13 protein-coding genes are annotated in these 21314 nt (G+C 59.8%); 11 read left to right on the top strand and 2 right to left on the bottom strand.

Annotation, left to right across the window (positions count from 1 at the left end):
* The first annotated feature begins 670 nt into the window (after positions 1-670).
* From C4334_RS12475 to smc, 3 genes are all read left to right on the top strand, one after another.
* The gene (locus C4334_RS12475; RefSeq protein WP_352432415.1) at positions 671-2638 is read left to right on the top strand and encodes a hypothetical protein; all 1968 of its coding nucleotides are present in this window, start codon (positions 671-673) and stop codon (positions 2636-2638) included.
* A complete protein-coding gene (locus tag C4334_RS12470) occupies positions 2598-4193 on the top strand; it encodes a flippase activity-associated protein Agl23 (protein ID WP_352432414.1) in 1596 nt (531 codons plus the stop codon). The genes C4334_RS12475 and C4334_RS12470 overlap by 41 nt, the downstream gene beginning before the upstream one ends.
* 252 nt (positions 4194-4445) lie before the next feature.
* On the top strand, positions 4446-8255 hold the full coding sequence (gene smc, locus C4334_RS12465) for a chromosome segregation protein SMC (protein ID WP_352432413.1): 3810 nt from the start codon (positions 4446-4448) through the stop codon (positions 8253-8255).
* A 34-nt stretch (positions 8256-8289) separates the two neighbouring features.
* Here the strand turns inward: smc and C4334_RS12460 are convergent, their stop codons facing one another.
* Entirely contained in the window at positions 8290-9006 is a 717-nt protein-coding gene (locus C4334_RS12460) for a hypothetical protein (protein ID WP_352432412.1), read from the bottom strand.
* A 404-nt stretch (positions 9007-9410) separates the two neighbouring features.
* Complete coding sequence (locus tag C4334_RS12455; RefSeq protein ID WP_352432411.1) at positions 9411-11459, bottom strand: radical SAM protein; 2049 nt, start codon at positions 11457-11459, stop codon at positions 9411-9413.
* Between the two features lie 920 nt (positions 11460-12379).
* Here C4334_RS12455 and ychF point away from each other — a divergent pair.
* From ychF to C4334_RS12415, 8 genes are all read left to right on the top strand, one after another.
* Positions 12380-13480 carry a redox-regulated ATPase YchF gene (gene ychF / locus C4334_RS12450; protein ID WP_352432410.1) on the top strand — a complete coding sequence of 367 codons (1101 nt, stop codon included), beginning with the start codon at positions 12380-12382 and terminating at the stop codon, positions 13478-13480.
* A gap of 491 nt (positions 13481-13971) precedes the next feature.
* Positions 13972-14415 carry an Asp23/Gls24 family envelope stress response protein gene (locus C4334_RS12445; protein WP_352432409.1) on the top strand — a complete coding sequence of 148 codons (444 nt, stop codon included), beginning with the start codon at positions 13972-13974 and terminating at the stop codon, positions 14413-14415.
* Complete coding sequence (locus tag C4334_RS12440; RefSeq protein WP_352432408.1) at positions 14412-14747, top strand: Asp23/Gls24 family envelope stress response protein; 336 nt, start codon at positions 14412-14414, stop codon at positions 14745-14747. The genes C4334_RS12445 and C4334_RS12440 overlap by 4 nt, the downstream gene beginning before the upstream one ends.
* 10 nt (positions 14748-14757) lie before the next feature.
* Positions 14758-15330 carry an alkaline shock response membrane anchor protein AmaP gene (amaP, locus tag C4334_RS12435; protein WP_352432407.1) on the top strand — a complete coding sequence of 191 codons (573 nt, stop codon included), beginning with the start codon at positions 14758-14760 and terminating at the stop codon, positions 15328-15330.
* Between the two features lie 251 nt (positions 15331-15581).
* Entirely contained in the window at positions 15582-15779 is a 198-nt protein-coding gene (locus tag C4334_RS12430) for a hypothetical protein (RefSeq protein ID WP_352432406.1), read from the top strand.
* Positions 15780-16052: 273 nt separating this feature from the next.
* On the top strand, positions 16053-16871 hold the full coding sequence (locus C4334_RS12425; protein ID WP_352432405.1) for a class I SAM-dependent methyltransferase: 819 nt from the start codon (positions 16053-16055) through the stop codon (positions 16869-16871).
* 295 nt (positions 16872-17166) lie between these two features.
* Positions 17167-20232 carry a two-component regulator propeller domain-containing protein gene (locus C4334_RS12420; protein WP_352432404.1) on the top strand — a complete coding sequence of 1022 codons (3066 nt, stop codon included), beginning with the start codon at positions 17167-17169 and terminating at the stop codon, positions 20230-20232.
* 205 nt (positions 20233-20437) lie between these two features.
* Positions 20438-21070, top strand: a complete 633-nt coding sequence (locus tag C4334_RS12415; RefSeq protein WP_352432403.1) for a response regulator — start codon at positions 20438-20440, stop codon at positions 21068-21070.
* The last annotated feature ends 244 nt before the right edge of the window (positions 21071-21314 follow it).

Here is a 21314-nt window from a genome sequence, read left to right as displayed (position 1 = left end):
GGCCATGTCGGCGCCAGTGCGTATCACCGGCTCGGAACGCATCGGCGCCGCGCGCCCCGTTCTCGCACCCGCGCTCAAGGTGCGCGATTTTTCATTCACCAGTTTGTCGGACGCCGTCTGATGCGTCGTCACGGACGGGGCGCTCCCTAAGCTTTCGCCGACCCGGTCAAAAACCAACCTCGACTGTGTGGCGCGGCGGGTTTGGCCTCTCTTTTTGCGCGACGAAACTTCTTGAGCGCGTGACCCAAGCCGCTCGACCCGACGTTGGCGGTCAACGAATCCTCGAGCGAAATCGGGATCATCAGTAACGAGAAACCATCGGAAAGGGTCGGGCAAAGAGGAGCGTTGTAGCATTTCGTGAGGCTCACGGCTTACCGCCCTGCCGACAGCACTCGCACGATAATGACATCGGTGTCGGGTCTTCGCCCGGAGGAGGAAACTCGCTGAAGCCTGCCGCGAGGGGCTAAATCCTCCGCTAGGGATGATCCGCCTTGGAGAAATGCGCACAAATCGCGCGCGCTGACAACAGACGCGCAAACGCCGGTGAAGACTGCGATCGAACCAACGAGCGTGTTCAGCCTCATCTGGCTTTGTCGACCGTCCATGGGCTACAATGGCCGACTATCTCGGCTCGAGCTTTGCGATGTGACGACGCGCGTTCTCTTGACTGATGACTCCGATCATCTTTTCGTGCGCCGCACTGGGCGGCTATTTCCTTACTTATCTATACGACCAAGGCGCGCCGCTCTCAGCTCGCCTGAGCGCCGGAGTGTGCACGGGACTGACCTCGTTCGGATTGATTTGCTTCGTTCTTTCTTCTTTTCTCGGTCTCGATGCAGCGAGCATCGCGCTCGCCACCGCGGCGGCTGCAGCGCCAGCGTTGCTCTTGATCGGCGAACGCACACGCGCTGCTGTCGGCGCTGATTGGCGCGCAGCCTTTCGCGAGATGGGGCGAACTGTTCGTCATCCGTCTTGGCGGCGTCTTAGCTTGCCGCTGCTCTATCTCGCCGCAGCAATCATCTTCTGGCACATCTTCGATCGCGCGATGATCGTGCGCAACGAGGCGATCTACACCGGCGTCGAAAACAACCTCGGCGATCTCCCGCTTCACACGAGCATCATTCAAAGCTTCGCCACGGGCGATAACTTCCCGCCTGAACATCCGGAGTTCGCCGGGGCGCGGTTGACCTACCCCTTCCTCGCCGATTTCATCGCTGCCATCTTCGTTGCCGCTGCAGCCAGCATGCGCGATGCGATGTTTTGGGAAAACCTCGCGCTCGGTGCGGCGCTCGTCGTTCTGCTCCATTGGTGGGCGCGGCGTTGGACCGGCGATGCGCTGGCGGCGACGCTGACCCCGGCGCTCGTGCTTCTCAACGGCGGATTGGGTTGGACGTGGTTGATCGCCGAAGCGCAACGTAGCAAAGGCGGGTTAAGCGAGCTGCTGTGGGATCTGCCGCACGATTACACTATCACGCCCGACGGGCTTATTCGTTGGGGCAACGCCATTACCGCTCTGCTGGTCACACAAAGAAGCTTCTTGCTCGGCTTGCCATTGGTTATCGTCGTGCTCACGCTCTGGTGGGACGCGCTCGACCAAGAGCCGCTGCCGTCGAATCAGAAGCGAAGCATGAAAAAGGCGCGCGACCGCGAGCCCAACCGAAACGCAAACCTCCGGCGCATGGTGGCTGCCGGCGCGATCGCGGGCTTGCTGCCGCTCGCACACGCTCACAGCTTCCTCGTCGTCGCAGGCGCAAGCGCTATGCTCGCGCTCTTCTTTCGTCGGTGGCGTCTTTGGATTCCTTTCTTCGTCGCGATGGCGGCGCTCGCGCTTCCGCAAATTCTCTGGATCACGCGCGGAAGCGCCATCGAGACCGAAAGGTTCATCGGCTGGGCTTTCGGGTGGGACAGCCGCGGACAGAATTTCATCCTCTTTTGGCTCAAAAACACAGGTCTATTCATCCCCCTGCTCATCGCAGCGCTCTCGTGGCGCGGATCGCACCCGCTGCTTTCGAAAAGGATCTTGATCTTTTACCTTCCGTTCGGCTTCTGTTTCATCATCCCGAACATGGTCAAGCTCGCGCCGTGGATATGGGACAACATCAAGATACTCTTCTACTGGCATGTCGTCTCGGCGCTGATCGTCGCGCTGCTGCTGGCGCGACTGTGGCGCGCACGCCTTTGGTGGCGTCCGCTGGTCGTCGTCCTATTCGTTTCCATGACGCTCGCCGGCGCGCTTGACGTGTGGCGCATCGTTTCGCGTGCGTCGGAATTCCTCCTCTTCGACGTTTCCAAAACCGAGTTCGCGCGCATGATCGAAGAGACCGTGCCGCCCCGCTCCGTTATCCTGCACGCGCCAACTTACAATCACGCCGTGCGGCTGACGGGACGCCTTTCGTTTATGGGTTTCGAGGGACATCTCTGGACCCATGGTTTGAAGTACGAAAGCCGCGACGACGCGCTGCGACGCATCTACAGCGCGCCACACGATGGGCGCGAGCTGTTGCGTCGTGAACAGATCGACTACATCGTCGCTGGTCCAGAGGAACGAGAGTTGATGCCGAAAGGCGATTGGTTCGCCACCGAATATGAATTGGCTGGTGAAAGCGGTGAATACCGCCTTTACAAAGTCGCGCCGTAAAGAACGCCCAGTCGAACGCGGCGAAGCGCAGCTTTCCGATCGCGCTTGGGCCGTCGCCAGCGCTTTGGTTCTGATCATCGCTGCAGCGTTTCGCCTCGTCGCGCTCGAACTCAGACCGATGCACCATGACGAAGGGGTGAACGCGGGCTACTTCCTCTTGAATCTGGTGCGTCGAGGCTCCTACACCTATGATCCGGCCAATTACCACGGCCCGACGCTCTACTACTTCGCGCTCGTTCCGGTCAAGCTCTTCGGCTTGCATACTTGGACAGTCCGACTGACGACCGCCTTGTTCGGCATCGCCGCCGTTTGGTTGCTCCTCTTTCTACGGCGGCGCATCGGCGCTTACGGAGCGTTGGCAGCGGCAATCCTGCTCGCCCTCTCGCCGGGCGCGACTTTTCTTGCGCGCTACTTCATTCACGAAACGCCCTTCGTCTTCTTCTCTCTCGGCGCGCTGGTCGCCTTTTTGCATTACCTTGAGACGGCGAAAGAGCGCTACCTTTATCTCGCCGCTGCGTCGCTGGCCCTCTTCTTTGCGACCAAAGAGACGGCTTTCATCACCGTGAGCGTGATGTCGATTGCGGCCACGCTCGCCGTCGCTTGGACGCGCTCTGGGAAACGGCGGGCGATGAAGCGCAGCGACGAGATGACCTTCATCGAACGAGTTGGCGGAACGCCCGCCTTGATCTCGCACGCGCTCGTTGCAGTCCTGATCTTCTTGAGCGTCGACATCATCTTTTATTCCTCTTTCTTCACCAATCCGAAAGGCGTCGGTGACGCCGTCGCTAGTTTGAGCTTCTGGACCAAAACCGGGCGTACGGACCACGTTAAACCTTTCGCTACCTACTTCTGGTGGACCTTGGCGGAAGAGGCTCCGTTGCTGATTCTCGGCGCGATTGGGGCCGCGCTCGCGCTCTTGCGCGCAAACAATCGCTTCGCCATCTTCGCCGCTTTCTGGGCGTGGGGGACGTTTTTTGCCTACTCGCTCATCCCGTACAAAACGCCTTGGCTCATGCTCAACTTCATCGTGCCGCTCACGGTCGTCGCCGGCTATGCCGCGAACGAACTTGCGGCAGCGCACAAGAGCGGACGACCGTGGCTCATTCACGCATCGTTGGCGGTGATCGCGGCCTTCAGCGCCTATCAAAGCGCGCTGTTGAACTTCGTCCACTACGACGATGAAAACTATCCATACGTTTACGTTCACACGCAGCGCGACTTCCTTCGCTTGGTGAACGAAATAGAAGAACTCAGCGCGCGCATCGGGACCGGCCCGCGCACTCGAATTGCCGTGCTGTCGCCCGATTACTGGCCTCTGCCTTGGTATCTGCGCGATTTCGCGCACGTAAATTACTACGCCAAAGTCGTCCAAACGGACGATCAACTTGTGATCGCCTCAGTGGAAGAACGAGAGGCGGTGCAAGCCTTGCTCGGCAGCGGTTATAGCTCGGTCGGGCTGTTCACCCTGCGCCCAGGAGTGGAACTTGAGCTTTACGTAAGACGTGAACCAAAGCCGCTGGCTGCAGGGTATGAGGAGCGAATCCGACGGCGATGATGTTTCGCCCTTGACATGCCGCTCGCCCTTCACATTCCAGCGACGTATGAGGAGCGAATCCGACGGCGATGATGTTTCGCCGGCGACGCCAACCGAGCCTCGGTCGAAGCGAAAAACGCCGTTGCTCCCCTGAAGCTCACGGAACGCGCTGAGCCAGCGATTTGACAAAAGACGGACCGACTACATATAGTGTGCCTTTCGATTTGGATCGCTAGGGGCTGTGTGTATCTGCGCAAGCTCGATTGAAGCCTGATGTTCAAACTGAAACGTCTGGAAATCACCGGGTTCAAATCGTTCGCCGACCATACGGAGATCGTCTTCACCGATGACGGCATCACGGCGATCGTCGGGCCGAATGGATGTGGGAAATCAAACATCGCAGAAGCGATCTCGTGGGTGCTCGGCGAGCAAAGGGCCAAAAGCTTGCGCGGAGCGGAGATGAAGGATGTCATCTTTCAGGGCACGCGCAGTCGCCCGCCGAGCGGAATGGCCGAAGTGGTGCTTCACCTCGTGTGCGACGAGAAGAGGCTCGACGAGGCTGCGGCGGACGAGATCGAAGAGATCGATGCGACGCTTGAAGAAATAGATGAACAGAGCGGACTTCTCAGCGAAGCCTCTTCGGGAACGGACCAACCAGAAGCTGCGCAACAGATCAACGCACCCGAAAACGCGCAAATGCTGCCATCCGAAAAGGATGAAGCGAAACAACCGCGTGAGAGGCGTCCGCGACGGTGGCGACCGCGTCGTTTAGCGCTGGAGTTCGCTCCGGGCGAAGCCATCACCGTGACGCGCCGCCTGTATCGTTCTGGCGAGAGCGAATACCTACTTAACGGGCGCGCGGTCCGATTGCGCGATATTCAAGACCTCTTCTCGGGAACGGGGCTAGCCGGAGCACACTACGCTATCATCGAACAAGGACGCATCGGACAGATACTCTCCGCTAAGCCGATGGAGAGGCGCGCCCTCATCGAAGAAGCTGCGGGGATCACGAAGTTCCGCGTTCGTCAACGCGCAGCGGAGGCGCGGCTTGAATCGGCGCGCGCCAACCTTGCGCGCGTCTCCGACATCATCGCGGAGATCGAAAGACAAGTGAACAGCCTGCGCCGACAAGCGGCCAAAGCTCGTCGTTACGAGCACGTGCGCACCGAACTGCGCGAACAGTTACGGCGGCTCTACCGCGCGGAATTCGAAAGCCTTGCAAGCTCGCTTCGCGAACTCGAGACGCAACTCGCTGCCGCCATCGAAGAGGAACGGCGAATCGTCGCACGCGCGCAGCAAGTTGAAGAGGAAGCGCGCTGCGCAACGGCGCGCGCGCGCGCGCGCGAAGAGGAGTTGACGACGTTGCGCGCTTCCGTCGCCGAGGCCGAATTGCAGCGCGACCGCAACACGCGCGAACGCACTTACCAGGAAGAACAGATCAGCGCGCTCGAGCGGCGCTGTGCCGAGATCGAGACGGAGATGGAGTTGCCCGCCGCGCGGTTGGCCGAAGCCGAGGCCGAATGCGCGGCGCTCGCACGAGCTGAAAGCGAAGTGCGCGTGACGAGCGAGCAGGTCGCCGCAGCGCTATCCGAAGCCGAAAAGTCGTGCGCTGCCGCGCTGAGCGAAGTCGAACACGCTGAAGCGAAGATCGAACAAGCGCGCGCCGAACTGCTGCGCCAAACGGCCCTTGCCGAACGCTTGTTCGAAATCGGACGACAACTGGAAGCGGCGATCGAACGACTGGACCAACAAGTCGAAGGATTGGAACGCGAACGCGCGCGCGCCGAACAAGCGCACGCGACGGCGAAGGCGGAAGCCGAAAAGCTCGCCGCGGAGATCACCGCGGCGGCGGACAAGCTCGCCGCTCTGCGCGCCGAGCGCGATCGGTTCGCACAGCAGCTCGCTGCCGCCCGCAACGCCGCAGCGCACGCCGCAGCGCGCGTGCGCGACGTGCGTGAACGTCGTGCGCGCGTCCGCCACCGACTCGACACGCTCAGCGAACTCGATGCGCGGCGGGCGCTCTATTCCGAAGCCGTGCAACGCATCTTCGGCAGCGAGGAGGCGCAGCGCAACTTTCGTTCCATCGGGACGTTGGCTGATTTCTTGCGCGTCGAACCAGAATGGGAGCGTGCCGTCGAAGCGGTCTTCGGTCCACACTTGCAAGCGGTGATCGTCCCGACGCCGGAGGATGCCGTGCGCGCCTCGCTCTGGCTTCGCGAAAACGGAGCAGGGCGTGCGACTTTTCTCGTCGTCGGCCTGCACGGCGCAAGTCGCAACGAAGAACCACACGCAGTAGGAGCGACCGCCTTGGAAGAAGAGGGCGTCGAAAAACGCCTCGGCGATCTGCTCGGCACGACGGACGAAATCAAGCGCGCCCTCGAAAAAGCCTTGCGCCGCGAGATGGGGACACGTCTGGCCGAAGACCTTGATCAAGCTTTGACGCTTTCGCTCGTCGCTGGCCTTCCTTACGTCACGCGCGATGGCGATTGGGTGGTCGGCGGGACTCTGATCAATTCTGGTGCGCTGCAGGGAGCGAGTAGCCAAGGCGATAGTCTGCTCGCCTTCAAACGCGAAATGCGCGAACTCGAAGCGCAAGCGAGCGAATTGGAGCGTGAGTTGGCGAGCGAAGAGGAACATGAAAGGCAAGCGCAAAAGCGCGTTTCCGCGCTGGAGGATGAGATCGTCCTGCTCAACGAAGCCATCGGACGCGCGGAACGCGAATTGGTCGCGCTCGAAATGAACGCTGCGCAGTGGACGCAAGAGATCGAACGAACGGTGCGTCATCTGCGCGTCGTCGCCGATGATTTGGCGCGTTTGGCCGAAGAACGCGAAGAACTACAAGCGCGTCGCGCCAAAGCGATGACCGAAGCGGAAGCGGCTGAAGAAGCGCGCGCCAAAGCCGCACAAGATGTCGCCGTTGCCGCAGAGCGCTTGGCTGCGGTGCGGCGCACAGCGGAAGCCGAGAACGTCCGCCTGAGCGAACAGCGCGCGGCGGCTGCAGCGGCGGCTGAAAGGAAACGCGCCGTGCTGGCAGAGCTACGCCGCCGAGAGAACGAGATCGCCGAACTGCGCGCGCGAATGAAGCGTTACGAACAAGAGCTTACAGCAGCCAAGGCGCGCGCGGAAGAGTTGCGTCGCTCCGTCTCCGACCTCGCCGCCAGCGTGCAACAGGTCGAGCGCGAACGGGATTCGCGCGAGCGCCAAGTCGAGGAAGCAAAGGCGAAGCTGGCCGAAGCGCGCGCGCTCGCCGACGAACTGGCCGCGACGCTCGCTGAGTTGAACAAACAAGCGGCCGCTGCCAGAGATGTACGCGCGACGTTGGAAGTGCAACGCGCCGAAACGGCCGCCCGTTTGAATTACGTGCGCGAAGCGTGCGCTACGGAACTCGGCCAAGCTCCCGAAGAACTGACCGGCGTTGAATTCAACGACGAGTTCGATCTCGAATCAGCACGCGCGCTCGTCGAACAGTTGCGCGCGCGTTTGGAAAGTTTCGGTGCTGTCAACATGATGGCGCTCGAAGAGCTGAGCGAAGCCGAGTCCCGGCTTCAATTTTTGACCGCACAACGTCAAGACATCGTCGATGGCATCGCCGCGACCGAGGAAGCGTTGCGCGAGATCAAGCGCCGTTCGCGCGAGCGCTTCCGTGAAGCGTTCGCGGCCATCAATCGCAATTTCGGCGAACTGTTCGCTGAACTCTTCGGCGGTGGCCGCGGCGAGATGAGCTTGATCGACTCGGACGACGTGCTCGAATCCGGCATTGACATCGTCGCTCAACCGCCGGGCAAGCGTTTGCAGAACGTCTTGCTCCTATCCGGCGGCGAAAAGGCGATGGCCGCGCTCGCCCTGCTGCTCGCCATCTTCCGTTACCGTCCCTCGCCTTTCTGCTTGCTCGACGAGGTGGATGCGCCCTTGGACGAAGCCAACATCGGACGCTTCACTGAAAAGATTCTGGAGATGTCCGCCGACACGCAGTTCATCGTCATCACGCACAACAAGCGGACCATGGAAGCAGCGCGCGCCCTGTATGGCGTAACGATGGAGGAAGCCGGAGTCTCCAAGGTCGTCTCAGTACGCCTCGCTTGATCTGACCGGACAGCAAGCCACGGACGAAGCCCCCCTATTTTTCGAGCTTCTTCAACAATTTCGCCGCCTTGTTGCGCGCCATCAACGGCAGCCGCTCGTCCGAGGAGAGTTCTTTGAGAAGCGGGACCAACTGTTGCGGGTCAGCGAGTCCGTCGCGCGCGATCATCGTCTCCAACGTCTCCATGAGTTTGGGCGTAGCTAGTGGTTGATTGTCGCGCGCTACCATCAGATCGAACATTAGGATCGTTTGATCAGCTAGACGGCGATACTCGTTGGCCAGCGCGAAAGCATCCTTGTCGTTGGTCCAGTTGAATTCGGTCGTTTTCTCTGCGCCGTCGCCGCGCCGGACGCGGAGGCGCACCGTGCCGAGATGTGGGAACTGCTTTTCCGATTGGTAGGAAGCGCGCGTCTCCAGATACCTGAGCGACGCCCAAAGCGAGCGCAGACGTTCAAGCGTGGCTGGCGAGATCTTCAATTCCTCGCTGATCGGCCCGTCAACGTCTTTGCGCTCGAAAATCAGCGTTCCCCGTCCGGCCGCATCGTGCTCGATCGTTATGCGTCGGACGTAGAATTCCGGTTGACTGAATTCGTAGGTGAACCTTGCTGCCTCAACCGCAGACGGACCGCGCACGGCCGCAGCAGCCACGCCGTCCGCAGATCGCGCGTTCTGCTTAACTGGCGGTTGTTGCCCTTGTGCGGACAAAGCGAGCAGAAAAAAGAAAGCTGCGAGAAAGCCGTTTGTCATCATCATGATTCGACGCCAAGCGAAACAGTATAAAGCCCACGGCAGTCGCCGGCCAAACGCGCCGATTCATCTTGAAAAGAGCGCGTGGATAGAACCGCTCGGTTAACTGTCGCTCTCTTCTGAGGATAGCCTGCATAGGGATGACTTCTCTCGACTCGCGCCCGCTTCATTCATCTGATTGCGGCGGCGCGGAGACCCCCGGCTTTAGCCGTGGGGAGGATGTCAACGCGATGAGAAACCGTTCGCCCGGCGAGTCGCAAAGCGAAATTCGCGGTCACTCGAACTCCGCTTGTTCTGCAGCGTGCCCACACTGGTCCGGCGAGCGACCCGAATAATTCCGCCCGCAATATTAAAAGCCCCGCCCGAAAGCGGGGCTTTCCCCAAAGATGAGGTGTTCGGAGGATGCGCCGTTAGACGGCAGCCATTTCCCGTTCAGCCTTTTTCTGACCGTTCTGCCCGTTGCGGCGCAGGCCCTGAATCTGCACCGGTTGATCTTTGGCGCCGAGCTTCTTTTGCAAGACCATCTCCTGATAGAGCTTGCGCATCATCTTCATCTCCTCGGCGGCTGTCTTCGGCCCTTGAATCTGCGGTTTGTTGGGCCGCTGCAAATCCACTTCGTTGAGCACGAGGTTATGCGACGTGTCGGGCAACTCAACCGTCTTGCCCTTGGCGTAGATCTCATGCCGCCCGTACTTCTTGTACCACTCAGCGACGGTCGCGTTCATGTGCATGTGCTCGATGATCTGCCGCCAACCGATGCCCGTATTGTAGGCGCAGAAAGAGATCTCGCCCTGCTGCGTCGCGTACGGGATGATGCACATCTCCGTGCGGCGGAAATCGTAATTGAACAGGTCTTGGAACCACATGCCGGCGATGAAGAGGAAGTTCCAGCGATCCGCGCGACGTCGCTCGATGTCCTCTTTCGTCCGTTGGCCATCCACGCGCCCGTAATCTTTGCCCGTCAGGCCGAATGACTTGTCGAACTTCTTGAAAAGCTCGTAGAGCGTAAACTGCGACGGCGACTTATACGGGTTGTAGTGCTTCAAGAGGGCGAGGCCCATCATGATGTTCGAGAACCACTTGCCGCGCGCCGCGTCCGTGATCTTCTGCATGTCTTTGACGAGCCCTGGGATGTTCAAGAACTCCGGCACCGGCGCCATCTCGCGCGTCTCTTTGTCGATCATCACCGCCGTGCCGACGCCGCAGTTCGGGTGGCAACCGCACGAGACTTGTCCCCATTCCGCTTCCGGTCCGTGCACGAGGTCGGCGAAATCGGCAAAAGCGCCCATCAAGCTGAGCGGGAACCAGTCGCGCGTCGGCTCGGTGATGCCGAGCTGCTTTTTCACGTCGTAGGCCAAGTGCGACAGCGTATATCGCTGCTGCATGCGCCGTTCGTCCGTGATGTGCTCGTCGCGTCCCGTAAACGAAACCGGCTGGAACGAGACGAAAGCGATCTTCTTCGGATTGTCGAGCGCGAAGCGGATGACCGAACCGACCTGGTCGTTGTTGATGCCGTTGACGATGGTCGTCACGAGCACGATCTCGACGCCCGCTTCGTGTAGGTTCTCGATCGCCTTGAGCTTCACGTCGAAGAGGTTGCCCACCTGCCGGTGCGAGTTGGCGTCGTTGCCGATGCCATCGAACTGCAGGTAGACGAAGCGCAATCCGGCTTCCGCAGCGCGCCGACAGAACTCTTTCGATTTGGCGAATTCAATGCCGTTGGTCGCCGCTTGCACGGAGTTGTAACCGACTTTGCGCGCGTAGGCGACGGCGTCGATGAAGATCGGCGAGATGGTCGGCTCGCCGCCCGAAAACTGGACCGAAAGCTGACGGCGCGGCTTGACCTGAATGGCGCGATCCAGGATCTCTTTGACCTCATCGAAGGTCAATTCGTGAACGTAACCGACTTGATTGGCATCCATGAAGCACGGATCGCACATCATGTTGCAGCGGTTGGTCAAGTCGATGGTCAAGACGGCGCCGCGCCCGTATTTGATCGTCGATGAGCCGTGATTATGCACGTTCTCGTCGTTGTGGGCCGCTATGTCGCGCCCCGGAAACATCGATTCGATGTGGGCCAGAAACTTCGAGTCGATCGCCATGATGTCTTCGAAGTGGCCGTGAATCGGACAATCTTTGACCATCCAAACTTGACCATCGCGCTCGATAATCTGCGCCTTGATCTCGCCCACCTTCTCTTCAAGCAAGATCGAGACGTCCTTTTCGCCGTTCAAAATGGCTTCGCGCGCCTCGATCACGCACTTCGGACAGAGCGAATCGGTTGTGCGCGGCCACCCGAGCGGCGGTTTCGACTTCTGCCAAGATTTCGGAATGGGCTTGTCAGACCATTTCGGCGTAAACGATGGATTGGGCCGGTACTTGTTGAAGAATTGAATGAAGTCGAACAAGCCGCCAGCCAGCAACGTCAATCCTTTCTCAACGTGTTTGATGCGTCGCATTTTTCCTTTCTTCCTCGATCCTCGCAAATGTTCGATCTCGGCGTTCACTCGGCATTGGAGAAAAGCCGTCTGGCCTCTCCCACTCCCCAGCACCCCCTCGAAGCGACGAATCGGCACCTGCGCTTTTCGCGCCAAGCCTCGCTTAAGGTAGCGCCGTTCAGCATTAATTCGGACGGAGAGTGTTTTTGCTCAAATGCTATCCGGCGGGACGCTCCGAATTCTAGCCTCGCAACGCCCCGCCGCTTAAACGTCCTGTGGACCTTGCTCGTCGCAAGCAAACGTCACGTCGCTCTTTTGGGCAAACCGCGTGCCGTCACCAGTCTCTCCCATAAACTCTTGCAACAGAACAATTTACGCCCAAGAACGAAGATCGTCGGGCATGCCCGCCTGTGTCAAGAAGAGACAGACCAGCGAAGCAGTTCCCTTCTGTATCAAAAAGAGCATAAGTGACGGGAAAAAGAGAGCGTGAGTGTCAAAGAGACACAGCAGCTCCCTCTCGCAAAATTTTCGCAGACTTTGATCCTTTGCTCTTCCGCTTCCGTCGGACGAAATTCGATGCTGACTAATCCCCTCAAAAACCATTGCAGATCCGGGTCTTCCGCTCTTCTCGGGCGAGCCGCTGGTCTTCTCTGCACTGAACGGTGTAAGATCTTCTTGCTCCGCCCCAAAGTGTTTTGCACGCCGAAGAGAAAGCGACCGCCACGCGAGCTTTAAGGAAACCGCGCTATGAGCTTGAGCAGCGCTCGACGAGGCGACGAAACCGGCGGCCCCCTTTGCGGCGGCATAGCTGCCTCTGACGAAAGCGCGCCCAAAGGCGTGGCTCAGAGGTTGAAACCGAGGAGCGGTAGGCAGTTTAATTTTGCTATGCGGCGCTCGACAGCGCCTTTCTTTGTGAAAGCCAAGGAGGGACAGAAGGTAAGATGCTTCGCGTAGGCATCGTCGGACTCCCCAACGTCGGCAAATCGACGCTCTTCAACGCGCTCACGGCACAGACAGCAGCGCTAGCGGCCAATTATCCTTTCGCTACCATTGAGCCGAACGTCGGCGTGGTCGCCGTCCCTGACGAGCGGCTCGAACCGCTGGCGCGGCTCGTTCGCACGGAGAGGATCGTTCCAGCAACGGTTGAGTTCGTTGACATCGCTGGCCTTGTGCGCGGCGCTTCGCGCGGCGAGGGACTAGGCAATCAATTTCTCGCTCACATACGCGAGGTGGATGCCATCGTCCACGTCGTGCGCTGCTTCGAAGACGAGTCGGTCGTGCACGTCGAAGCGACCGTTGACCCGCAGCGCGACATCGAGACGATCAACATTGAACTGGCATTGGCCGACCTAGCGACGTTGGAGCGGCGACGCGACAAGGCGCAAAAGGTCGCCAAGACCGGCGACAAGAGCGCTCAGACAGAACTCCGCGCGCTCGACAAACTCTTGCCGGCTCTCGCCGAAGGCCTGCCAGCGCGCGCCGTCTCGCTCGACGCAGAGGAACGAGAAGCCGCACGCAGCTTCTTCCTTTTGACCGCTAAGCCGATGATCTATGCGGCGAACGTCGATGAACGGGCGCTTGCCGTGCCGCGAGCTTGCCCGCACGTACGGCGCGTCGAAGAGTTGGCCGCGCGCGAAGGGGCCGAGTGCGTCGTCATCTGCGCGCAACTGGAGGCCGAACTAGCGGCATTGAACCCTGAAGAAAGGCGCGACTACCTTCGCTCGCTCGGCGTCGAAAGCAGCGGCGTCGAACGCATGATTCAAAGCGCGTACCGCCTTCTCGGTCTGATGTCTTTTTTGACGGCGGGCGAAAAGGAAGTGCGCGCCTGGACCATTCCGCGGGGGACGCGCGCGCCGCAAGCTGCGGGACGAATCCATTCCGACATGGAACGCGGTTTCATTCGTGCCGAGGTCGTCAGCTACGACGATCTGATGCGCGCCGGGTCTTTCGCCGCGGCGCGCGAACAAGGGCTGCTCAGACTCGAGGGCAAAGACTACGTCATCCGAGAAGGGGATGTGGTCTATTTCCGCTTCAACGTCTGAATCGAGCTGTTCGCGAAGGCGCAGTCTGTTTCCGGCTCAGCGCTCGTACGATCGTCTCACGCCCCCGCTCAAGCACGCTAGCAAAACCCGGCACGAAGCTCGCAACCTCTTTCGCGGTTATCTATGCAAAGCTTTCACGTTCATTTCCCGACCCGAATTCATGCACTGATGCCGTACATCTTCTGTTCCGATAGAGGTACACGAGCGATCGTGAACCGCTGGCCCTTCGGTTTTCCATGCCTCTGCAAACGACATTTTCTCTTCTACTTAGCGTTCTGCGAGAGTGGGGATTCGCGCAACGGCACGCACGTTGCTCTTTTGGGAGGACCGTGTTGAGAGCAAGGGACGACACGCTCATGCCACACAAGTCAGCGGCAGATTCACGAATCATCAACGCAATGGAAATGCAACGAAGCTCGCTGCTCTGCCAAGGGAGAGATTTCGCTGGCAGAGCAAATCGGCGCGAAAGAATTCCAAAAAGGAGGACTTCTATGGAGAATAGAGAAGCCGTCGCAACCAGAACCGGACAGACGGAATTGACCATTTCGTCGCAGCAAGGCAAGACGACCATCGCCGACATGGTGGTTGCCAAAATCGCCGGCATCGCTGCGCGCGAGATCGAAGGCGTGCGCGAACTTCTGCCGCAAAGCGTCGGCGATCGTCTAGCTGGATTGGCGCAGCGCGTCACCGGCAGCGAGGCGCGGGCGCAAGGCGTCGCCGTCGAGGTCGGCGAACGTGAAGCTGCCGTCGACTTGAAGATCGTCGTCGATTACGGCGTCAACATACCGCAAGTCGCCGATGCAGTGCGGCGCAACATCATCAATCGCGTGCGCGCGATGACCGGGCTCATCGTCAAAGAGGTCAACATCGAAGTCAACGACCTATTCTTCCCTGAAGACTCGCAGGCGACGCCTGAACGACCTCGTGTTCAATGATGGAAATGGAGCCGCAAGCTCGCTCGACGCTCGATCCTTTCGAAATCGCGCGCGCGGTCGCTGACACCGTGCGCGCGGTTCCCGAAATCGCCGATCTCGGCTCGGGACGCTATTCCGAAGCAGCAACATACGGCCCGAGTGGGCGCGTGCACGGCGTTGTCGTGCGCGAAGAGCCAACGGGGTTGTTGATCGAAATACACGTCGTCGCTCGTTACAACGCCGACGTCGATCTGGAAAGGATCGCTGGCCGCGTGCGCGAGCGGACGAAAGAAGCGCTTGCGCGTCACGCCGTTTCGGCGCGCGTTGATGTATTCATCGAAGACATCGTTTGACGAGGAGAGCATGAACCTTTTCAATCGGTTGTTGATCATCGTCGTCGATCTGATCCTGCTGACAGCAGCGTCTCTGACGTTGCTGTTGACGCTCGGGTTAGTGCAACCGACGCAGTTGCCCTTTCCTGACGCGCAGCGATTGGCGGCGATGATCGAAAGCGCTCCAAGCGCAGTCATCGCGCAAGCGACGGTGGCCGCAGTCATCGTTGCGTTCTTCTGTCTCGTGTTGCTCTACTTCGAATTGAGGCCGACGTGGCAGCGCCGTCCGAAGAAGATAGCCATCAAACGCGACGCGCTTGGGCTTGTGACCGTAACCTTGCAGAGCGTAGAGGAACTGGCGAGTCATGAAGCTTCGCGCCTTGAAGGGGTGATGGAAGCCAGCGCGCGGGCTCTTCCGGACCGCGAAGGCTTGAAGCTTTTTTGCATGCTCTCCGTCTCGCCCGAGGCGCGCGTCGATCAGCTTGCCAGCCAGGCGCAAGCGCGCATTCAAGAGGCCGTGCAACGCTATCTCGGTCGCAACGTCAAAGAAGTGGCCGTCCACGCGCAGATCGCGCCGCTCGAAGAGCGTCGGCGCGTTCGGTAAACGCGGCGTTCTAGATTCAGCGCGTTCGGCAAACGCGGCGTTCTAGATATGGATGATGATTCGGCGAAGCGTGCGAGAAGGTCCAACGTCAGTGTAAGCCGCAGCGGGACGGAGCGCCGATGGCCCAGCGGAGCGCGTGTGAGGATGCAACACTCGACCGATATCATCGAGGAATGGTGGAACAAGCCATCTTCTCATAGAGTTTCACAACCTAATTCAAAACACGACCGAAACCATCGAGGGAGTTTGAGGTGGAAGATAGACTTCGCGCTGTGATTCAAAGGTTAGGACCAGCCGGCTCGACGGCGTTGGCCGTCCTTTTGGTCGTTCTCGGAACGACGATCATCTTTCGGCCAGCGGTGCTCGCGTGGCTCGTCGGCGTCGCGCTGGTCCTGCTCGGTGCGGGCATACTCGCCCTGATCTTCGTCGATCGAGAACGGGCGCTCTGAAAGGTTCGCGCTGAAGACTGATCTTTTGGGATTCAACGTGGCGGAGGGCTCCATCCCGCACAAACATGGGCTTTTGTGCTGGTGAGATGAGACGAGGCGCGCTCGGCGAAGCGAGCAGCACCGTTGCGCTCCGAGCCTCGCAGACGGAAGATGCCGACGAACACGGCCTCTGCGTCCGCGCTTTTTCGGCGTACCGAATTGAACGCTCGTGGTTAAGTCGTGCGGCGGCGCTCTCGTGCCGCGACCGAATCATCGTATAATGCACGGATGCTGATGGACGCCAAAGAGCTAGCCTTCATTCACGATCTGTACATCGCGCCGGACTGGGGCGAACGCTTCGCCGAACTGTTCGACGAGCACATTGAGTTGCCCGAACAGGGCGAGATCGCATATCTCGGCGCTGGCACAGGCAGTCACGTGTTAGCGTTGGCCGAGCGTGTCGGCGAGAAGACGCGCATCGTTTGCGTCGAAGAGAGTTCGGAACAACTGGATCTTGCCCGCGCCAAAGCAAACGCGGTGAAGGCTGACCCGCGCGTCGAATTCCATACTGCCGCGCTCGACTCGACCGAATTGCAAGGCGCGCGCTTTCAGCTCGTCATCGTAGAGGCTTCGTTGCTTGCACCATCTCGTCTGCCACGCCTCTTCGCCGAAGCCGTGCGCTTGGCCGCCCCGCGCTCGCGAGTTGCGCTCAGCACGGTGACGGCGGCGAGTTTCGGCGAGTTCTTCTCGATCTACTGGGAAGCGCTCGGACGCAGCGACATGGAGGGAAGCGCCACAGAGATCGTCGGACGTTTGATCAACGAACTACCGACCGTCGATGCCACGGAAGAGATGGCACGCCGCGCGGGCTTGCGCGAGCTTTCTTCTTGGACGCGCATCGAAGAATTTCGTTTCGACTCCGGCAATGATTTCCTCGCGTCGCCTTTGATTAAATACCTCTGGCTCCGTCGATGGTTGGCTCAAGTCACAAATGAAGAGGCGCGTGAGCGCGTCCGACAGGAAATCAAGCGGCTCATCGACGAAGAGCGCCACAGCTCATACTTTCCTCTGACCTTTAAAGCGACGCTCGTCAGCGGCACGACGGAAGAGTAAGCGAAAAGATCAGCTTACACGCTCGGCTCTTTAAATGTAGAGACGATCTGGCTCGCGCATCTTCTGCCGCCGACGGTCATTGTCTTTCCCATTCAACTTCATTCCACGCGAGCGCCGAGCCAGCTCTTGCATCCCGGCTCCTGTCTTGCTCGACGCTCGTCTGAAGAGTAGCCGGCAACGGAGAAGTTGAAAGCTTGCGATTTGCACTGCGCTATCTTTTGTCATTAAACTTTGTTCTGCGGTCGAGCAAAATCCGCGGCGGAGGCGAAGCCCTTGGCGAACGAGGTCAAACGCCATGCGGCTTTATCAGATGAGAGGAGCGATCTCCATCTTCTGCCTTGCGGCGCTGTGCGCATCGGCGCAAGCTCTCGCGCCGGATAGGCGAATCGCACAGTACGTTCACGCCGTCTGGCGGACCGAGAACGGATTGCCGCAAAACACCGTGCGCGCCATCTTGCAAACGCGCGATGGTTACTTGTGGCTTGCAACCGACGAAGGGCTGGTGCGTTTCGATGGGCTTCGCTTCACGGTATTCGACAAACAGAACACTGCGGCGATCGCAAGCAACACGATTCAAGTCTTGTACGAAGATGCGCGCGGCGATCTGTGGATTGGAACGGACAAGGGACTAGTGCGTTTGAGCGGACAGGATTTCAGCCTCTTTTCCACCGACCAAGGATTGTCGAGCGCAAACATCAGGGCGATCTACCAAGATCGCCGCGGCGACCTGTGGATCGGCACGCCGGACGGTCTCAACAGGTTCGACGGCGGGCGTTTCGTCACTTACACAGTCGCGCAAGGATTGCCGAGCGATAGCATCGTTTCGTTCTACGAAGACCGCGCTGGCAATCTTTGGATAAACACCAGCGGCGGGCTGGCCCGTTTCGACGGCACGCGATTCATCGCTTACACCACGCGGCAAGGATTTCCAAGCGCCACGGTCACCACCATCAGACAGAGCCGCAACGGAGACCTCTGGTTTGGCACCTCGGTCGGGCTGGTCCTCTTCAAGGAGGACAAGTTCACGATCTATTCGATCAAAGACGGATTGCCGAACGATATGGTCTGGTCTTTGCTCGAAGACGGTGCGGGCAACCTCTGGATCGGGACTGATGGGGGGCTGTGTCTATTCAAGGACGGGCGCTTCGTCACTTATGCGAGCGCGCAAAGTCTGCCGAACAACAGCGTCTTGCTCTTACACGAAGATCGCGACGGCAATCTCTGGCTGGGAACGGCAGGCGGTCTTGTGCGGTTGACCAACGGACAGTTCGATACCTATACGACGCGCGAAGGACTCTCCAACAACGTCATCCTCTCGCTCTACGAGGATCGCGAAGGGAACATTTGGGTAGGAACCGAGGCAGGCGGATTGAACGTCTTCAAAGACAGCAAGTTCGTCACCTACGGATCGCACGACGGATTGACGGACGAAACGGTGTGGACCGTCTACCAAGGGCGCGACGGAAGCATCTGGATAGGGACGCAAGAAGGCGGCCTGAATCGTTTCAAAGATGGCCGTTGGACCGCCTACACTGTGCGCGATGGGCTTCCAAGCAACACCGTGCGCGCCTTGTGCGAAGATCGCACCGGTGCGCTGTGGATCGGCACGCCGCGCGGCTTGGCGCGCCTTGCAGCCGGGCGCATCACCGTCTATACGGTACAAGACGGGCTGTCAAGCGATGCCGTGTGGGCGATTCATGAAGATCGGCAAGGACAGCTCTGGGTCGGCACGCTCGGCGGTTTGACGCTGATGCGTGACGGACAATTCAAAATCTACACGACGAGCGACGGAATGTCAGACGATGCCGTGCTCGCCATCGAGTCGAGCCGCGACGGGAGCGTCTGGATCGGCACGCGCAGCGGCGGGGTGAATCGGCTCGACGGCGAGCGCTTCACCATCTATTCGACGGAAAAAGGTCTTTCGGACAACAGCGTGCGCGCTCTCCGCGAAGATCCTGATGGGACGCTCTGGATCGGCACGCGGCGCGGTGGGTTGAACAGGTTGCGCGATGGACGCTTGACGACTTACACGACGCGCGACGGACTCGCCGACGATTGCGTCTATCAAATCCTCGACGATGAACAGGGTAACTTGTGGATGAGCTGCGCCAAAGGCGTCTTTCGCGTCAGTCGGCGCGAACTCAACGACTTCGCCCAAGGCAAAATCGAACGGCTCACTTCGGTCTCCTATGGAACAGCCGACGGCATGCAGAGCCGCGAATGCAACGGCGGTCAGCCCGCCGGATGGCGCGACGCGCAAGGCCGACTCTGGTTTCCGACGACCAAAGGCGTGGCGGTCATCTCGCCGAACAACCTGCGTCTCAACCAAGTTCCGCCGCCAGTGGTGATCGAGAGCGTCACGGTGGATGGCGAGAGTTACGATCCGCGACTTCGGGCCGAGGTTCCGGCGGGCACACGCCGACTCGAATTTCAGTTCACCGCGCTCAGTTTCGTCGCGCCCGAAAAAGTGCGTTTCAAATACAGGCTCGAAGGCTTCGACAAGGATTGGGTCGATGCTGGCACTAAACGCACGGCAAGCTACACAAACATTCCACCGGGAAACTACGAGTTCCGCGTCATCGCCGCCAACAACGATGGCACGTGGAATCAAGTCGGAGACTCTTTCGATTTCTACTTGCGGCCACACTTTTACCAAACTCACTGGTTCTACCTGCTCATCGCGCTCGGGTTGGCAGCAGTCGGCTGGTTCATCTATCGTTTGCGGTTGCAGCAAGTGCAAGCGCGTTTCGCCGCCGTGCTGGCCGAACGCAACCGCATGGCGCGCGAGATACACGATGCGCTCGCGCAAGGCTTCGTCGGCATTGGCCTACAACTCGAAGCCATCGAGCGCGCGCTAGCCGAATCGCCGCCGCTTGCGCAGCGCCATCTGGAAACGGCCAAACACATGGTAAGCTACAGTTTGACGGAAGCGAGCCGCATGGTTTGGAACCTCCGCTCGCCGACGCTTGAGGCGAACAACCTCGCCGAAGCGCTTGACGAGATGGCGCATCGAGTGGCGCGCGGCACGCAAACGGACGTTGAAGTGCGCGTCCGCGGCACGCCGCGACGCTTGACCGAACTGGTGGAGAACAACCTCCTGCGCATCGGGCAAGAAGCCATCACCAACGCAATGAAGCACGCCCGCCCGCAACGGATCTGCGTCGAGGTCTTCTTCGAGCCGAAGCGCGTTGAACTGCGCATCGAAGACGACGGTTGCGGTTTCGATGTGGAAGCCTCTTCGCGCAACGGCCATTTCGGTCTGCTCAACATGCGCGAGCGCGCGCGCCAAATCAAAGGCGAGTTGAAGATCGAAAGCCAGCCCGGACGCGGCACGCAAGTCAGCGTCAGCGTGCCGCTGTGAAACTCGGCTGAGTTATTCGCTCCCGCAAAGCGCGCCGTCGCCGCCCCAGTCGGCGAGCCGTTTTGCAAACGCGACATCCACCGCGCCAACATCGAGGCGCGCGGACGAAAAGGCGTCGGCCTTTGGCCTGTGACATTCGGCGGTGCGCGTTCATGCTGATGACCGATGGCCGCCCGAAAGAGAGATCGACAAAAGGGAGGGTCATATGGGCAAAGATAAACCCATCCGCATCCTGGTCGCCGATGACCACTTCGTGGTCCGCATGGGTCTTGCCGCGCTCATCAATACGCAACCCGACATGACGGTGGTTGCCGAGGCGACGAACGGCAAGGAGGCCGTCGAGCTTTTCCGTCGACATCGCCCGGACATCGCGCTGTTGGACCTGCGCATGCCAGAGATGAACGGGATCGAAGCCATCGCGGCGATCCGCAACGAATTTCCCGATGCGCGCCTCGTCGTCCTCAGCTCATATGACGGCGACGAAGACATATACCGCGCGTTGCAAGCCGGCGCGCGCGGTTACTTGCTCAAGAACATGCTGCGCGAAGGGGTGCTCGAGACCATCCGCACCGTTCATGCCGGATTGCGTCGCATCCCTGAGGATATCGCCGCGCGTTTGGCCGAACGGATGAGCCGCGACCCGCTCACGCCACGTGAAATTGAAGTGCTTGAATTGATCGTGCGCGGCAAGAGCAACAAAGAGATCGCTTACGCGCTCAAGATCACCGAAGGGACAGTCAAAATCCACGTCAACAACATCCTCAACAAACTCGGCGTCGCCGACCGTACGCAGGCGGCCATCTTCGCTTTGAAACACGGGCTGGTCCACCTCGAATAACGCGCTCGCGCCCGTTGAAATACGGACTGGTCCCCCGGATAATGCGCCCCTGAACGGGCGCGCGCCGCTCGGCGCGCATCAATTCCGTCCCGAACGTTCAAAGGAAAGCTTAACCGACTAACAGCTAAGTCCGGCCTTTAAGTCAAGCGGTTTGACTTTACGTTCAAAGGCGTAGTTTTGGTGGACCAGTTACAAACGCCACGCGCGTCTTTCGCGTCAAGCGGTTTGACTTTACCTTCAAAGA

The sequence above is a fragment of the Pyrinomonas sp. genome (assembly GCF_040289685.1).
Lineage (GTDB): Bacteria > Acidobacteriota > Blastocatellia > Pyrinomonadales > Pyrinomonadaceae > Pyrinomonas.
The sequence above is the reverse complement of the archived record's forward strand: the minus strand, read 5'-3'. Positions and strand labels throughout refer to the sequence as shown.

What these genes read in the sequence shown, in the direction of transcription:
- smc (WP_352432413.1), top strand. Translation starts at nt 4,446, where the DNA reads ATGTTCAAACTGAAACGTCTGGAAATCACCGGGTTCAAATCGTTCGCC.
- C4334_RS12415 (WP_352432403.1), top strand. Translation starts at nt 20,438, where the DNA reads ATGGGCAAAGATAAACCCATCCGCATCCTGGTCGCCGATGACCACTTC.
- ychF (WP_352432410.1), top strand. Translation starts at nt 12,380, where the DNA reads ATGCTTCGCGTAGGCATCGTCGGACTCCCCAACGTCGGCAAATCGACG.
- C4334_RS12420 (WP_352432404.1), top strand. Translation starts at nt 17,167, where the DNA reads ATGCGGCTTTATCAGATGAGAGGAGCGATCTCCATCTTCTGCCTTGCG.
- C4334_RS12455 (WP_352432411.1), bottom strand. Translation starts at nt 11,459, where the DNA reads ATGCGACGCATCAAACACGTTGAGAAAGGATTGACGTTGCTGGCTGGC.
- C4334_RS12445 (WP_352432409.1), top strand. Translation starts at nt 13,972, where the DNA reads ATGGAGAATAGAGAAGCCGTCGCAACCAGAACCGGACAGACGGAATTG.
- C4334_RS12460 (WP_352432412.1), bottom strand. Translation starts at nt 9,006, where the DNA reads ATGATGATGACAAACGGCTTTCTCGCAGCTTTCTTTTTTCTGCTCGCT.
- C4334_RS12440 (WP_352432408.1), top strand. Translation starts at nt 14,412, where the DNA reads ATGATGGAAATGGAGCCGCAAGCTCGCTCGACGCTCGATCCTTTCGAA.
- amaP (WP_352432407.1), top strand. Translation starts at nt 14,758, where the DNA reads ATGAACCTTTTCAATCGGTTGTTGATCATCGTCGTCGATCTGATCCTG.
- C4334_RS12425 (WP_352432405.1), top strand. Translation starts at nt 16,053, where the DNA reads ATGGACGCCAAAGAGCTAGCCTTCATTCACGATCTGTACATCGCGCCG.
- C4334_RS12475 (WP_352432415.1), top strand. Translation starts at nt 671, where the DNA reads ATGACTCCGATCATCTTTTCGTGCGCCGCACTGGGCGGCTATTTCCTT.